This is a genomic window from Methylobacterium sp. NPDC097929, from assembly GCF_049543375.1.
Classification (GTDB): Bacteria; Pseudomonadota; Alphaproteobacteria; order Rhizobiales; family Beijerinckiaceae; genus Methylobacterium.
This window is the reverse complement of sequence record NZ_JBMVEP010000004.1, coordinates 110,703-126,228: the sequence shown is the minus strand read 5'-3', so window position 1 is coordinate 126,228 and position 15,526 is coordinate 110,703. Positions and strand designations below refer to the sequence as shown.

Genomic DNA, 15,526 nt, shown 5'->3' with positions numbered 1-15,526 from the left:
GCTTTCAAACCGGCGGTCGCTCCCGACGGAGCGGCCGCCGGTTTGCGTTCGGGGGAACGCCTTCCCACACCATTTCGCCGCAGTGACGCGGGGCGAGCGGATCCCTACGTCACGCCGCTTGCGTGGACGAAGGACCTGCCGGGGTTGCGGGCTCTTCAGGAACGGTTAAGCTTCGACGGGATGGGGAGCCGCCTCGGCTCCCGGATGGATATCATGGCTTCGATCAAGGTACGGGTCGCCGAGGACGGCACCTGCTCGATCTGCCGGAACGGCACGATCATCAGTTCGGGACTCACGCGTTCACAGGCCGACCAGCTCGTCGCCGTCCTGCGCGCCATCGAGGGGCACGCCTGACGGCCCCCTCGGCCCTCCCTCACCCGTCACACCGATCCGACCGTCCGCAGCCGTGCCCGCGGATGGATCTCCGCCTGGCTCATCACGGGCGTCTCGCGGCGGAAGCGCTCGATGATCGAGCGCACGAAGGGCCGCGCCTGGACCGAGGTGACGAGCACCGGCATCTCGCCCATGCGGGCGGCCTGCTCGAAGCGGTCCCGCACGGTGTTGACGAACTCGGTGAGCTTCGACGGCTGCATGGCGAGGTAGCGCTCCTCGCGCTCGCCGACGATCGCTTCGAGGAAGGCCTGCTCCCAGGCGGGCGACAGGGTGATGATCGGCAGCGTCCCGTCCGGACCCTGGTACTGCGCGCAGATCTGGCGCCCGAGCCGGGCGCGGACGTGCTCGACGATGTCGCGCGGGTTCTTCACGTGGCCCGCCACCTCGGCGATGCCCTCGACGATGGAGCCGAGATCCCGCACCGAGACGCGTTCGGCGAGCAGCAATTGCAGCACGCGCTGGATGCCCGTGGTGGCGATCTGCGAGGGCACCACCTCCTTGAGGAGTTCGGTGTGCTCCTTGGGCAGCTCGCGCAGCAGCTTCTGCACCTCGACGTGGTTCAAAAGCTCGGAGACGTGCGCCTTGATGAGCTCGGTCAGGTGGGTCGAGATCACGGTCGCCGCATCCACCACGGTATAGCCCTTGATCTGAGCCTGATCCCGCAGGGAGGCATCGACCCAGGTGGCGGGCAGGCCGAAGGTCGGCTCCAGGAGATGCTGGCCGGGCAGCTGCACTTGGCCGCCCATCGGGTCCATCGCCATGAACTGGCCGGGGAAGACCTGGCCCGTGCCGGCCTCGATCTCCTTGACCCGCACCACGTAGGTGTTGGCCTCCAGGCTCACGTTGTCGAGGATGCGCACCGACGGCATGACGATGCCGAGTTCCGCCGCGAGCTGGCGGCGCAGCGCCTTGATCTGGTCGGTGAGCCGGTCCTGGCCCTCGCCGTTGACCATCGCCAGCAGCGCGTATCCCATCTCCAGCTTGAGGTCGTCGAGCTTGAGCAGGTCGGTGACGGTCTCCTCCGCGGGCCCCGCGCCGGGGACGGCGCCGGCCTCGCCCGCCGCCGCGACGGGGGGCGCCTCCCTCTGGGTCTTGGCGATGCGCCATGCTGCGTAGCCAGCCGCCGCGCCCAGCCCGACGAAGGGCAGCATCGGCATGCCGGGCAGGAGCGCGATCAGCCCCATGACGGCGGCGGACATGCCGAGCGCCTTGGGATAGTTCGCCATCTGCTTGCCGAGCGCCTTGTCGGCCGAGCCCTTCACGCCCGCCTTCGAGACGAGGATGCCGGCGGCGGTCGAGACGATCAGGGCCGGCACCTGGGAGGCCAGCCCGTCGCCGATGGTGAGCAGGGTGTAGGTCTTGGCCGCTTCCGCAAAGCCCAGCCCCTGCTGGGCGACGCCGATGATGATGCCGCCCACGACGTTGATGCCGGTGATGAGCAGCGCCGCCACCGCGTCGCCGCGCACGAATTTCGAGGCGCCGTCCATGGCGCCGAAGAACGAGGATTCCTCCTCCAGGGCGGCGCGGCGCGCCTTGGCCGCCTTCTCGTCGATCAGGCCCGCCGAGAGGTCGGCGTCGATCGCCATCTGCTTGCCCGGCATCGCGTCGAGGGTGAAGCGCGCGGCCACCTCGGCGATGCGGCCCGAGCCCTTGGTGATGACCACGAAGTTCACGATGATCAGGATCGCGAAGACGATGATCCCGATCACGAAGTTGCCGCCCATCACGAAGTGCCCGAAGGCCTCGATGACGTGCCCCGCCGCCGCCGTCCCCTCGTGGCCGTGGCCGAGGATCAGCCGGGTCGAGGCGAGGTTGAGCGCCAGCCGCAGCAAGGTCGCGACCAGCAGCAGCGTCGGGAAGACGGTGAATTCGAGCGGGTTGTCGATGAACAGCCCGGTCATCATGATCAGCACCGAGATGATGATCGAGACGGCGAGCAGCAGGTCGAGCAAGACCGCCGGCAGCGGGAAGATCAGCACCACGAGGATGCCCATCACCGCGGTCGCGAAGAAGAGGTCCGAGCGCTTCGAGATCGCCTGGAGGCTCCCCCGGTCCGGCAGGCGCAGGGCCGAGAGCGCGCCGAAGCCGCCCCCGCCCGCCGGTACGGCCTTGGCCGTCTCGCTCATCTCGACCGATCCCCACGACGAATCGTGCGGTCTCCCGCTGGAAGACCCCACCCGGCAGGATTTGCCGGGTTCAGGGTTAGCGAGACGTTAACGTGGCCCGTCGCCGGCAATGCCGGCCGTCCGCGCGGAACCTGAGCGGCGCGCGGGGCTTGGACAGGCAGACCCGTCCCATGAACCGCCGGGACGTCCGGGGAAGTCCGAGCGATGCGTGCCCATTCTCTCCTGATCCTCGCCCTGATGCTTCCTTCGGCCGCCCGCGCCGCGCCCGAGCCCCCGGCGGCGCCCGCCGAGAAGGCGCATGGGGCGGTCGGCGCGCAGTTGAAGCCCGGCGCCAACAGCTTCACCGCCGCGCAGGTGCGGGCGCGGTTCTCCGAGATGGGTTTCTCGGACGTGGCCGATCTCCGCCTCGACGATCAGGGCATCTGGCGCGGCCGCGCGGAGCATGCGGGCCGCAGCGTCGCGGTCGGCATGGATTACCGGGGCGAAGTCGCCGCCGAGTGAGCGGCAGCAAAACGGCCGAGGCCACGGCCCGGGCAACACGATCGAAAGGAACAACCATGGCAGCACGTGCCGTCACCGCCCTGTTCGACAGTCACGAGGATGCCGCCCGCATCGTCGATCGGATCGAGGCGGCGGGCGTGCCGCAATCCGACATCTCCATCCTCTCCCCGGACGGCGCCGGCCGGCCCGCCGCACCGACCGCGGGTGAGCCGGGGCCGGCGGCGCAGGCGCCGGAAGGGAGCGCCGCCGATGGTGCTGGGGCGGGCGCGACGGTCGGCACCGTGCTCGGCGGCGGCGCGGGGCTGCTCGCGAGCCTCGGGCTTCTGGCGATTCCCGGCGCCGGGCCGATCGTCGCCGCGGGCTGGCTCGTCGCCGCCCTGTCCGGCGCGGGCGTCGGCGCCGCCGCGGGCGGTCTGATCGGAGCCCTGACCGGGGCGGGCCTGAGTGGGGCCGATGCGGAGACCTATGCCGAGGGCGTCCGGCGTGGCGGCACGCTGGTGACGGTCCGGGCCGACGGAGACCTCGCCGACCGCGTCATCGCCCTGATGCAGCGCGGCGGGGCGATCGACCTCGACGAGCGCGCCCAGGGCTGGCGGGCGCAGGGCTGGACCGGGGGAACCGGTGCGGCCTCCGCAGCGATGGCGACCGCGACGCCCTCGCCCCTTCCCGATCCGGCCCTGGCGCCCGAGCCGGGCACGCCGGCCGATCCTGATGCGGCCCCGCCGACCCGCCGGCCCCCCACCGAGATCGTCTGAGGCGCCCGGCCCGCTCCGCCCGGAGCGGGCCCGGGGTCTCTCGTCAGCTGTAGAGGTACTTCCGGATCACCACGCTGAGGCCGAAAAGGGTCATCGCCACGAGTGCGACGATGCTCGTGAACAAGTGGCGGCGCGGCTCGATGGCCGAGACCGGAACGACCGGGTTGACCACGGGCGTGAAGAACTCGATCTGGCGGTTGGCCACGATGCGGGACTGCTCGCTCGCCGCCAAAACCTTGTTGTAATAGAGCAGCGCGTTCTTGCGTTCGGCCTCGAGCGCCTCGAATTCCGTCATCGCCTCCGAGAGCAGACGGCGCTGCTCCGGATCGGTGCTGGTCATCTGCCGCTCGATCCTCTCGATGTTGTCGTCGAGTTCTTGGATCTGGGCCTTCAGGTCCTGGATCTGACGCCGCTCGGGGGCGAGGTCGCGCAGGCTCAGGGTCAGCTGCACGGAGAGGTCGATGCGCTTCTTGCGCAGCTCCCCGATGACGGTGAGGTTGTTCTTGTTGGCCGATTGCGCATCGAGCACGCCGGCCCGGTTGCGCAGATCGCGCAGGGCGCGCTGCGTCGTCAGCAGGCGCGCCTCGGCATTCTTCAGCTCGCGGTTGCTCTCGGCGACGGCGTCGTTGCGCGCCCTGAGGCTGAGTTCGTTGACCATGCGCTCGCTCTCGTCGAGGAGCGCCCGGGTGAGATTGTAGGATTCCTGCGGATCGAAGGCGCTGACCTTCAGGGAGACGATGCCGCCGTTGCTATCGACATGGACGGCGACGCGCTTGCGCCAGTAGCGCATGAACTTCTCGATCGGATCGTCCGCCGTGGCGCGCGAGAAGTAATCGATCGAGTCGCGCGAGAACATCTCACGGACCGGCATCTGCCGCTCCATGGTCTCGATCATCTGGCGGCTCTCGATGTAGTTCGTGGTGATCAGCGTGTCCTGCGCGATCATCTGCTTGGCGATGGAGCTGTTGGTGCCGGTTTCCTCGCTCTGGACCTTGTCGACCGTGCCGAGGGCAGGCCGCAGCGCGAAGCGCGCCTCGGTGACGTAGCGGTCCGAGGCGATCAGGTAAAAATAGCCGGCGGTGACGAGCGTCGGCAGCGCGAAGAGGAGCAGGAAGAGAACCGGTATCCAGGGATCGCGCCGGATATGCGTCTGGTAGGCGCGGATGCCCTTCTTGTGGTCCGACTGGCGGGCGAGACGGGCGAAGCGCTTGAGCGACTCCGTGACCGCCGTGGAGCGGTCGGCGGTGGTCAGCGGGGCGCCGGAGGGGCTGCTGATCTCGGTGCTCATGGTCTGCGTGCTCGCGCGCCCTTCGATCCGCTCCCCGTCGCCGGTCGTCCGCGGCGGATCGCACGCTGGCGTCTGTGCCGTGCCTCCACGGCGAAACCGTGTCCGAACCCCAGGAGGCGGCTTTCCGCTTCGCCGTGGAATGCGTGGGCGCTCAACTGTTCAGGCGGCGGTAGGCGGTGATGGCGTCGTTGACGTCGTCGTAGACCACGGCCTGACCGTTGATGAGGATGATCGCTTGGCTGCAATACTCGCGGATCTGCTCCATGCTGTGCGAGATCAGGATCACGTCCGCAGTCTCGCGCCGCATGTTGAAGATGTCCGCGCAGCGCTTCTGGAAGCGCGCGTCGCCCACCGAGAGCGTCTCGTCGATGAGGTAGCAGTCGAAGGGGATCGCCATGCTCATGCCGAAGGCCAGCCGCGAGCCCATGCCGGACGAGTAGGTGTTGACCGGCATGTTGAGGTAGCTGCCGAGTTCGGAGAAGTCCTCGACGAATTCGAGCACGCGGCGCGGGTCTTCCCCGTAGATCCGGGCGACGAAGATGACGTTGTCGCGACCGGTCATCTTGGGGTTGAAGCCGCCCGCGAAGCCGAGCGGCCACGAGACCCGGAGCTTGCGCACGATGCGTCCGCGGGTCGGCTCCTCGACGCCGGCGATGAGCTTCATCATGGTCGATTTGCCGGCGCCGTTGATGCCCATGATGCCGTAGCTGATGCCCGGCTTCAGGGTGAAGTTCACCCGGTCGAGGATGGTGCGGCGGCGCCCGTAGGTGGAATAGATCTTGGTGACGTTCTCGAAGCGGATCACGGTTCGGCAGACTCCGCCGGCGGACGATGCGGGCCGGCTTCCGCAACCGGATCACGCCCGCAAGACGCGGGCGTGACGGGCGGCATCCCCGCACTTTGCATCGGACAAGGCTCGGAGAAAGCGGCGAATCTGAGGATGCGCCCGCTGCCTCACGAGCGCTTGGGCGACGGCGCTCCGGCGCGGCGGAAGGCGTCCGCGAGCGCGCCGCCCTGCGGCGGGGCGGGCGGCGTGCTCCGCGGCGGCCTCGTCTCCGACCGGTCGCCGCGCGGCCCGGGCGCGGCGGTGCCGTCGACGGAATCGTCGAGGCGCATCGAGAGGCCGATGCGCTTGCGCGGCACGTCGACGGAGAGCACCAGCACGCGCACCACGTCGCCGGTCTTCACCACCTCGGAGGGCGAGGCGATGCGCTTGCGCGCCATCGCCGAGATGTGGACGAGGCCGTCCTGGTGCACGCCCACATCGACGAAGGCGCCGAAAGCCGCGACGTTGGTGACGACGCCCTCCAGCTGCATCCCGGGCTTGAGGTCACCGATCGTCTCGACGCCCTCCTGGAAGCTCGCCGTCCGGAAGGCCGGGCGCGGATCGCGGCCAGGCTTCTCCAACTCGGCGATGATGTCGCGCACGGTCGGCACGCCGAAGCGCTCGTCGGCGAAGGCGGCGGGGGAGAGCTGGCGCAGGGCGGCCCCGTTGCCGATCAGCACCCGGATGTCGCTCTTCGTCGCCTCGAGGATGCGCCGCACCACCGGATAGGCCTCCGGGTGGACGCCGGAGCGGTCGAGCGGATCGCTGCCGTCGGGAATGCGCAGGAAGCCCGCGGCCAGCTCGAAGGTCTTGGGCCCCAGACCCGGCACCTTCTTCAGCGCGGCGCGGGTGCGGAACGGGCCGTTGGCGTCGCGGTGGGCGACGATTTTCTCGGCCACCGCCTCGCCGAGGCCCGAGACCCGCGCGAGCAGCGGGCCGGACGCCGTGTTCACGTCGACGCCGACGGCGTTCACCGCGTCCTCGACCACCGCCGAGAGTGAGCGCGACAGCTTCTGCTCGGTCACGTCGTGCTGGTACTGGCCGACGCCGATCGATTTCGGGTCGATCTTCACGAGTTCGGCCAGCGGGTCCTGAAGGCGCCGGGCGATGGAGACGGCGCCGCGATGCGACACGTCGAGGTCGGGCAGTTCCCGCGTGGCGATGGCCGAGGCCGAGTAGACCGAGGCGCCGGCCTCCGACACCGTGACCTTGGCGCATTTCAGGTCGGGATTGGTGGAGAGAATCTCGGCGGCGAGCCGGTCGGTCTCGCGCGAGGCGGTGCCGTTGCCCACCGCGATGAGTTCGACGCCATGCTGGCGGCAGAGCCGGGAGAGCGAGGCCACCGCCTCCTTCCAGCGGCGCTGCGGCTCGTGCGGATAGGTGGTTTCCACCGCCACGACCTTGCCGGTGCGGTCCACCACCGCCGCCTTGACGCCGTTGCGGTAGCCGGGATCGAGCCCGAGCGTGGCCCGCCCGCCCGCGGGGGCAGCGAGCAGCAGGTCCTTGAGGTTGCCGGCGAACACCTTCACCGCGGCTTCCTCCGCCCGCTCGAACAGGCGCGCGCGCAGATCCGCCTTGATCCCGGTGCGGATCTTGGTGCGCCACGCGATCCGCACGGTGTCGAGGAGCCACGCATCCGCCGGCCGGCCCCGGGCCGCGACGCCGAAGCGGCGGCAGATGGCGAGTTCGAACGGCCCCGGCGTCCCGGCCGGCATATCCTCGCCCTCGGCGGCGAAGGCGATGTCGAGCACCTCCTCGCTCTCGCCGCGAAACAGCGCCAGCACCCGGTGCGAGGGCATCTTTTCGAGGCGTTCGCGCCAATCGAAATAGTCGGAGAATTTCTGGCCCGCTTGCTCCTTGCCCTTGCGGACGCGCGAGACGGCCTCGCCGGATCGCCAGAAGTCCTCGCGCAGGCGGCCGATCAGGTCGGCCTCCTCCGCAAACCGCTCGATCAGGATGGCCCGGGCGCCCTCCAGGGCCGCCTCGCCGCTCGTGATGCCCTGGGCCGTATCCACGTAGTCCTGCGCGGCGCGCTCCGGGACGGTCTCGGGCCGCGCGAGCAAGGTCTCGGCCAGGGGCGCGAGGCCGGCCTCGCGGGCACTCTGCGCCTTGCTGCGCCGCTTCGGTTTGAAGGGGAGGTAGATGTCCTCCAGCCGCGCCTTGGTGTCGGCGGCGGCGATGGCGGCGGCCAGCTCCGGCGTCAGCTTGCCCTGGGCGCGGATGCTCTCGACGACGCTGGCGCGCCGGTCGCGCAGCTCGCGCAGGTAGCCGAGCCGCTCCTCCAGGCCGCGCAGCTGCGCGTCGTCGAGGGAACCGGTCGCCTCCTTGCGGTAGCGGGCGATGAAGGGAACCGTGTAGCCGCCGTCGAGCAGGTCCACGGCGGCGGCCACCTGACCCTCCCGCACACCGAGTTCTTCGGCGATCAGCAGGTTCACGCTCTTCACGGATGGGCCTCGGTCGCGGTGGGACGGCAGGAAACGAGCCGCAGTCCTTCTCCGATCGGGCCGGAGCGTGCAAGCGTCGCCGCACGGATCGGCGCGAGCCCGGCTCGCCCGCGGGCCAAGCTGCACCATATGGTGGGCGAAACCCGAAAAACCGGATGAGGCTTCTCGTGAGCGTCGGACTCCTGGCCCTTCTCGACGATGTCGTGGCGCTGACGAAGGTCGCGGCCGCCTCGCTCGACGACGTGGCGGCGCAGGCCGCCAAGGCGGGAACGAAGGCGGCCGGCGTCGTGATCGACGACGCCGCCGTGACGCCGCGCTACGTGGTCGGCTTCAAGCCGGAGCGCGAATTGCCCATCGTCTGGCGCATCGCTCGCGGCTCGCTGATCAACAAGCTGGTGTTCCTGCTCCCCGCCGGCCTGCTGCTCAGCGCCTTCGCCCCCTGGGCGATCACGCCGCTGCTGACGCTCGGCGGTCTCTACCTCGCCTACGAGGGCGCGGAAAAAATCTACGAGTCGATCGCGCCGCACAAGGCGCACGCGCACGAGGCGGCGGCCGGCGCCACCGCCGAGGACGCGCAGGTGCTGGAGAACCAGCGCGTCGCGGGCGCGATCAAGACCGATTTCATTCTCTCGGCCGAGATCATGGCCATTACCCTGTCGAGCCTCGATGCCGACACGGTCTGGGCGCGGGCCGTGATCATGGCCGTGGTCGCCATCGGCATTACGGTGGCGGTCTACGGCGCGGTCGCGCTGATCGTGAAAGCCGACGATGCCGGCCTCGCGCTCGCGAAGCGGCGCACCGGTGTCCTGGCCGCGATCGGGCGCGGGCTCGTACGCGGCATGCCGGTGTTCCTCAAGATGCTCGCCGTGGTCGGCACGGCCGCAATGGTCTGGGTCGGCGGCGGCATCATCGTCCACAGCCTCGCCCATTACGGCTTTTCCGGCCCCGAGCACCTGATCCACGAGGCGGCCTTAGCGGCGCGCGGCGCGGTCCCGGCGCTCGGCGGCCTCCTGGAATGGCTGGTGACGGCGGCCGGCGCGGGCGTGATCGGGCTGATCGCGGGCTTCGCCCTGATCCCGCTGGCCAGCACCGTGCTGGCCCCGGCCTGGAAGGCGGTCTCACGGCTGATCCCGAGGCGGAGCAAGGCGGCCTGATACGGTTTCCGTTCGATCGCTTCGGTCTATTCCCTCGTCCTTGCGAGGCTCAGCGAAAGCAATCCCGGGCTCCGTACCTTCCGAAAACGTCGCGCTTCGGGGTCGCTTCGGCTCCGCCTCGCGATGACGGAGTGGGGCGAAGGCCGAGGCGATGGACCGGAGACGATATGACAGGCCGGCGGGCGAAGCCCGGTTATCTCGCTCTTTGACGGGCCGCTGCGGGTAGGGTGCGGGCGTCAGCCCTTCATCCGGCAGCGGAGGCTCTGCTCCCGACCAGTTCCTTAACTCGCGCGGCCAGGGCGTCCATCGCGAAGGGCTTGGTAAGCACCTGCAAGCCTGGACCGAGCTGCCCGTCACCGATGGCAGCGCCCTCTGCGTAGCCGGTGATGAACAGCACCTTGAGGTCAGGCCGACGCTCGCGGGCAGCGTCGGCCATTTGCCGACCGTTCATCCCGCCGGGTAAGCCGACATCGGTCACGACCAGATCGATCCGTGCATCCGACTGGAGCACCTTCAAGCCCGCCACACCGTCGGCGGCCTCGATGGCCGCATAGCCCATGTCCTCCAAGACCTCGACGACGAGCATCCGCACGGACGGTTCGTCGTCGACCACGAGGACGGTCTCGCCCCGCCCGACAGGTCGCAACGCAAAGGTCTCGCCCGCTATGTCGTCCGAGAGGGCTTCGCCGTGATGTCGCGGCAGGTAGAGGCAGACGCTGGTGCCGAGGCCAACCTCCGACTGGATGCGGACGTGACCGCCGGACTGCTGCGCAAACCCGTAGATCATGGACAGGCCGAGACCCGTTCCTTCGCCGAGGGGCTTGGTCGTGAAGAAGGGCTCGAAGACGCGGGCGACCACCTCCGGCGGCATCCCGGTTCCGGTGTCCGTCACGCTGACGGACAGGTACTGGCCTTCGGGGAGGTCGTGCCGGGCCGCGTAGGTGCGGTCGACCCATCGGTTGCCGGTGGCGATGGTGATCCGCCCTCCGGTTGGCATCGCGTCGCGGGCGTTGATGCAGAGATTGAGGAGCGCATTCTCCAATTGGCCCGGATCGATCAGCGTCGGCCATAGCCCGGCGGCTCCGACGACCTCCAACTCGATCTGGGGGCCGATGGTTCGGCGCACCAGCTCCTCCATGTCGCCCACGAGCCGGTTCACGTCGGTGGGCTTGGGGTCGAGGGTCTGGCGGCGGGAGAAGGCAAGCAGCCGGTGCGTCAGTGCTGCCGCTCGCTTGGCCGCACCCTGCGCGACGTCCATGTAGCGCCCGACATCGCCCAACCGGCCTTGACCCATCCGGATCTGCATCAGCTCCAGCGAGCCGGAGATGCCGGCGAGCAGGTTGTTGAAGTCGTGCGCCAAGCCGCCGGTGAGCTGCCCGATGGCCTCCATTTTCTGCGCTTGGCGTAACTGCCCCTCGGCGGCCAGGAGGTCGTCGGTGCGCTCTCGGACCCGCGCCTCCAGCGTCTCGTTCAGCTCCCGCAGCCGAGCCTCGGACAGCCGAAGACGCTCCTCGCTCCGGCGCAGAGCGTCTTCCGCCATCGTCCGTTCGAGGAGGTCGGCGGCTTGCCGCGCCAGGATGTCGAGCAACCGAAGATCTCGTTCCGTCGGCTCGTGCGGTGCGCTCCAGTGAGTGGAGACATCCCGAGCAGCCTGCCGCTGCGCGACATCAGGGGCGTCGTCTGGGCGGACCGGATGCCCGAGCGACGGAAGGCAAGCAGGTCGTCGGTGCCGATGATGTCGTCCCATGCCTCGAAGTCGGGAACGACGGCTCGCTGCCCGCGCTTGAGCGCCGCCGTGCAGCTCGTCACCGATGCGGGATGGACCCAATGCCAACCTGCTTCAGCCTCGGGCGTGAGCCCGCGCGCGTAGAGCATTTCGAGGTGGCCAGGGTGGGACGGATGGTCCGGCGGGCAGAGCCTCTGCATGGTCCCGAACTGAGAACCCGTGATCCGGACAGCGGCATCGACGATCTTCCCGCACAGCGCCCCGAGGTCCTGCTCGCCGATCAGATCGACGCAGATCCCGTGCAGCAGATCGAGGTCCGCTCGGCCGTCTTCCCTCGCCTCGGTGGAACGGCGGGACCAGGCCGGGAAAGCGGTGACCGTGGCGGACATGAACGGGCCTCCGGCGCGTGAAGATGGCAATCCGCACCGGAACGAAGACGCCCCTCATACCCGACGGGTTCCAGCGGCGGCTGGCACATGGCGCCGATCTCCGGCCGATGAGGCGCGACGGTTGCAAACGCGTCACGTCCCGTTGCCTCGTCACCGCGCTTGCACCGCGCCAAGGCACCCCGGAAGCGGCAGCTCCCTAAGTCCGCGAAGGGTCGAAGCCGAGCCGCACGGGCAACCCGATCGCGCCGCGATCCTACCGCTCCGCCTCCCGCCCCTCCTCCTCGCCGCGTCCGTCGTAGGGCCATTTCCAGCCCTGGATCACCGGCATGTCCTCGCCGTGCTCGCGCACGTAGAGCTTGTGCGCGATCAGCTGGTCGCGAAACGCCTGCTTGGCCCGGGCCGCGCGCGTGACCAGCCCCGGCACCCGGTCGATCGCCTCGATGGCGAGGTGGAAGCGGTCGAGCTCGTTCAGCACCACCATGTCGAAGGGCGTCGTCGTGGTGCCCTCCTCGACGAAGCCGCGCACGTGCATGTTGGCGTGGTTGGCGCGAGAATAGGTCAGCCGGTGAATGAGATAGGGATAGCCGTGATAGGCGAAGATCACCGGCTTATCCCGGGTAAACAAGGTATCGAACTCGGCATCGGTCAGTCCGTGCGGGTGATCCCGGTTCGATTGCAGCGTCATCAGATCGACCACGTTCACGACGCGGATGCGAAGGCCCGGCACGGCGCGCTTCAACAGATCGACGGCCGCGAGGGTCTCCAGCGTCGGCACGTCGCCGGCGCAGGCCATGACGACGTCGGGTTCGAGTCCGTTCTCGTCCGTCCCGGCCCAGTGCCAGATCCCGATCCCAGCCTCGCAATGGAGCGCGGCCTCGTGCGCGGTGAGCCATTGCGGCTGCGGCTGCTTGCCGGCCACGATCACGTTGATGCGGTCGTAGGTCTTGAGGCAGTGGTCGGCGACCCAGAGCAGGGTGTTGGCGTCCGGCGGCAGGTAGACGCGCACGATGTCGGACTTCTTGTTGGCCACGAGGTCGATGAAGCCGGGATCCTGGTGGCTGAAGCCGTTGTGGTCCTGGCGCCAGACGTGGGAGGTCAGCAGGTAGTTGAGCGAGGAGATCGGACGCCGCCAGCCGAGCGTGCGCGAGACCTTCAGCCACTTGGCGTGCTGGTTGAACATCGAATCGACGATGTGGATGAAGGCCTCGTAGCAGGAGAACAGGCCGTGGCGGCCGGTGAGCAGGTAGCCTTCGAGCCAGCCCTGGCAGAGATGCTCGCTCAGGACCTCCATCACCCGGCCCTCGTGGGCGAGGCTCACGTCGTAGGGCTCGATGGTCTCGATCCAGACGCGGTCGGTCGCCTCGAACACCGCGTCGAGCCGGTTCGAGGCGGTCTCGTCCGGGCCCATGATGCGGAAGTTGCGCGCCTCGGCGTTGAGCGTGAGCACGTCGCGCAGATACCGTCCGAGCGTGCGCGTGGCCTCGCCGACGGTCGCGCCGGGCTGCGGCACGTCGAGAGCGAAATCCTGCCAGCGGGGCAGCCGGAGTTCGCGGCGCAGCAGGCCGCCATTGGCATGCGGGTTGGCGCTCATGCGCCGGTTGCCCTGCGGCGCCAGGGCGGCGAGTTCCGGCCGCAGCCGCCCGGCCTCGTCGAACAGGGTCTCGGGCGCGTAGCCGCGCATCCAGTCTTCGAGGATTTTGCGGTGCGCCTCGTCGGTGCGGGCATTGCCGACCGGCACCTGATGCGCGCGCCAGAAGCCCTCCACGCGTTTGCCGTCGACGGTCTTCGGCCCGGTCCAGCCCTTGGGGCTGCGCAGCACGATCATGGGCCAGCGCGGACGCCGGAACCCCATGCCGCCGCCCCGGGCCTCGGCCTGGATGTCCTTGATCCGGTCGACGGCCCGGTCGAGCGTCCCCGCCATCGCCCGGTGCATGGGCTCGGGCTCCTCGCCCTCGACGAAGAAGGGTTCGTAGCCGAGGCCGGTGAACAGGGCCTCCAACTCGTCGTCGCGCATGCGGCCGAGCACGGTCGGGTTGGCGATCTTGTAGCCGTTGAGATGCAGGATCGGCAGCACCGCCCCGTCGGTGACCGGGCTCAGGAACTTGTTGGACTGCCAGGAGGCGGCCAGCGGCCCGGTCTCGGCCTCGCCGTCGCCGACCACGCAGGCGGCGATGAGATCGGGATTGTCGAACACCGCGCCGAAGGCGTGGACGAGGGCGTAGCCGAGTTCGCCGCCCTCGTGGATCGAGCCGGGGGTCTCGGGCGCGACGTGGCTCGGGATGCCGCCGGGGAACGAGAACTGCCGGAACAGCTTGCGCATCCCCTCCGCATCCTGGGTGATGCCCGGATAGACCTCGCTGTAGGTGCCCTCCAGATAGGTGTTGGCCACGATGCCGGGGCCGCCATGGCCGGGGCCGCAGACGTAGATCGCGTCGAGATCGCGCGCCCGGATGAGCCGGTTGAGATGGACGTAGAGGAAGTTGAGGCCGGGCGTGGTGCCCCAGTGGCCGAGGAGCCGCGCCTTGATGTGCTGCGGCTTCAGGGGCTCGCGCAGCAGGGGATTGTCGAGCAGGTAGATCTGCCCGACCGAGAGGTAGTTGGCGGCCTGCCAGTAGCGGTCGATCAGGGCGAGTTCCTCGCCGTCCAGCGTCGAGGCCGGTGGCTGCGGGTTCGTCTGCTCGGTCACGGGGGTTCTCCTGGCTGACGGGACTCGTGGGCGCGCCCGTGGACGTGTTCTCGGTTCAGGCTCCGAAGATCACGCGGCGGAAACGGGCGAGGGCGAAGACGAAGTAGACGCTGCCGAGCGCCACGAGCGCGAGCAGCTGCGGCCAGACCACCGACAGGCCGGCGCCGCGATAGAGCACCGCCTGGGCCAGCGCGACGAAGTGCGGGGTCGGGCTCACGGTCTGCACCAGGATCTGGAGCCAGTACGGCATGCTCTCCATCGGGGTGCTGCTGCCCGAGAGCAGTTGCATGAGGAGCAGGATCGGGATCACCAGCAGGCCGAACTGACCCATGGAGCTCGCGATGGTGCCGAGCAGGATGCCGAGCGCGGCCACCGCGAGGGCGTAGAGGCCCGCGCCCACCAGGAAGAGGGGGATCGAGCCGGCGATCGGCACGCCGAGCCACCCTTCCACGACGACGGCCAGCGAGAAGCCGGCGCCCACGAGGATGACGAGCCCGTTGGCGATCACCTTGGCGAGCATGATCTCGACGGGCACGAGCGGCATCACCAGGAGGTGCTCCACCGTACCCTGCTCGCGTTCGCGGATCAGCGCGGCGCCGGTGAGGATGACCGTGAGAAGGGTGATGTTGTTGATCACCTGCATCACGGAGGTGAACCAGCTCGTCTGGAGGTTCGGATTGAACTTGGCCCGCGTCACCACCTGCACGGGGGCGGTGTCGGTCAGGTCGCTGCGCGCGGCGAAGCGCGCGACCTCCTGCGCGATGATGGTCTGGATGTAGATCGAGCCGTTGCCGGCCTGGGTCATGGCCGTGGCGTCGACCCCGAGCTGGACCTCGGTCGGGCGGCCGGAGAGCACGTCCTTCTGCAGGCGCGGCGGCAGCTCGACCACGAAGACGAGCCGGCCGGTATCCATGGCCGGGTCGATCTCGGCGGGCGTGATGGGCACCACGGTCTTGACCAGCGGCGGGTTGAAGGCGCTCACGATCTGCCGCGAGAGATCGGACTGATCCTCGTCCACCACGCCGATGGTCAGGTTGCGCACCTCGGTCGAGGCGCCGGAGGCGACCGAATGGACGGCGAAGGTGAAGGCGTAGACCACGAGGCACAGCATGACCGGGTCCGCCCGGATGCTGCGCAGCTCCTTCACGACGAGGCGGAACAGGTTCGCCGCATGCGTTCCGAAGCCAATGCGGAACGGCGCGGGCGCGGCTCGGTCGGACGGGGCGGGGCCGCCCATC

Annotated in this window: 11 protein-coding genes and 1 pseudogene; 4 read left to right on the top strand and 8 right to left on the bottom strand. The window is 69.4% G+C overall.

Translation table 11 applies throughout. From position 1 onward, the window contains the following. Nucleotides 1–213 precede the first annotated feature (213 nt). On the top strand, nt 214–354 hold the full coding sequence (locus ACPCJR_RS13045) for a hypothetical protein (protein WP_181425447.1): 141 nt from the start codon (nt 214–216) through the stop codon (nt 352–354). 26 nt (nt 355–380) lie between these two features. Here ACPCJR_RS13045 and flhA read toward each other — a convergent pair whose 3' ends face one another. Further along, nucleotides 381–2,519, bottom strand: coding sequence for a flagellar biosynthesis protein FlhA (gene flhA, locus ACPCJR_RS13040; RefSeq protein ID WP_391512475.1), 2,139 nt, complete (start codon nt 2,517–2,519; stop codon nt 381–383). Nucleotides 2,520–2,723: 204 nt separating this feature from the next. Here flhA and ACPCJR_RS13035 point away from each other — a divergent pair, with 204 nt between their 5' ends. Next, entirely contained in the window at nt 2,724–3,020 is a 297-nt protein-coding gene (locus ACPCJR_RS13035; RefSeq protein WP_391512474.1) for a hypothetical protein, read from the top strand. A gap of 56 nt (nt 3,021–3,076) precedes the next feature. Beyond that, a complete protein-coding gene (locus tag ACPCJR_RS13030; protein WP_391512473.1) occupies nt 3,077–3,775 on the top strand; it encodes a hypothetical protein in 699 nt (232 codons plus the stop codon). 43 nt (nt 3,776–3,818) lie between these two features. Here the strand turns inward: ACPCJR_RS13030 and ACPCJR_RS13025 are convergent, their stop codons facing one another. The 3 genes from ACPCJR_RS13025 to ACPCJR_RS13015 form a co-directional block, all read right to left on the bottom strand. Further along, a complete protein-coding gene (locus tag ACPCJR_RS13025) occupies nt 3,819–5,063 on the bottom strand; it encodes a capsule biosynthesis protein (RefSeq protein ID WP_391512472.1) in 1,245 nt (414 codons plus the stop codon). Between the two features lie 151 nt (nt 5,064–5,214). Further along, nucleotides 5,215–5,868, bottom strand: a complete 654-nt coding sequence (locus tag ACPCJR_RS13020; RefSeq protein WP_110350824.1) for an ABC transporter ATP-binding protein — start codon at nt 5,866–5,868, stop codon at nt 5,215–5,217. A gap of 149 nt (nt 5,869–6,017) precedes the next feature. Then, on the bottom strand, nt 6,018–8,333 hold the full coding sequence (locus tag ACPCJR_RS13015) for a Tex family protein (RefSeq protein ID WP_391512471.1): 2,316 nt from the start codon (nt 8,331–8,333) through the stop codon (nt 6,018–6,020). A gap of 167 nt (nt 8,334–8,500) precedes the next feature. Here ACPCJR_RS13015 and ACPCJR_RS13010 point away from each other — a divergent pair, with 167 nt between their 5' ends. After that, a complete protein-coding gene (locus tag ACPCJR_RS13010; protein WP_391512470.1) occupies nt 8,501–9,487 on the top strand; it encodes a DUF808 domain-containing protein in 987 nt (328 codons plus the stop codon). Nucleotides 9,488–9,731: 244 nt separating this feature from the next. Here ACPCJR_RS13010 and ACPCJR_RS13005 read toward each other — a convergent pair. The 4 genes and pseudogenes from ACPCJR_RS13005 to ACPCJR_RS12990 form a co-directional block, all read right to left on the bottom strand. Then, nucleotides 9,732–10,904, bottom strand: a pseudogene (locus ACPCJR_RS13005) (ATP-binding protein); the annotation flags it as partial. Between the two features lie 53 nt (nt 10,905–10,957). Further along, nucleotides 10,958–11,602, bottom strand: coding sequence for a GAF domain-containing protein (locus ACPCJR_RS13000; protein WP_391512469.1), 645 nt, complete (start codon nt 11,600–11,602; stop codon nt 10,958–10,960). A 253-nt stretch (nt 11,603–11,855) separates the two neighbouring features. Continuing rightward, nucleotides 11,856–14,288, bottom strand: a complete 2,433-nt coding sequence (locus tag ACPCJR_RS12995) for a phosphoketolase family protein (protein ID WP_391512468.1) — start codon at nt 14,286–14,288, stop codon at nt 11,856–11,858. A gap of 55 nt (nt 14,289–14,343) precedes the next feature. After that, the gene (locus tag ACPCJR_RS12990) at nt 14,344–15,525 is read right to left on the bottom strand and encodes an ABC transporter permease (RefSeq protein WP_391512467.1); all 1,182 of its coding nucleotides are present in this window, start codon (nt 15,523–15,525) and stop codon (nt 14,344–14,346) included. Nucleotide 15,526: the final 1 nt, after the last annotated feature.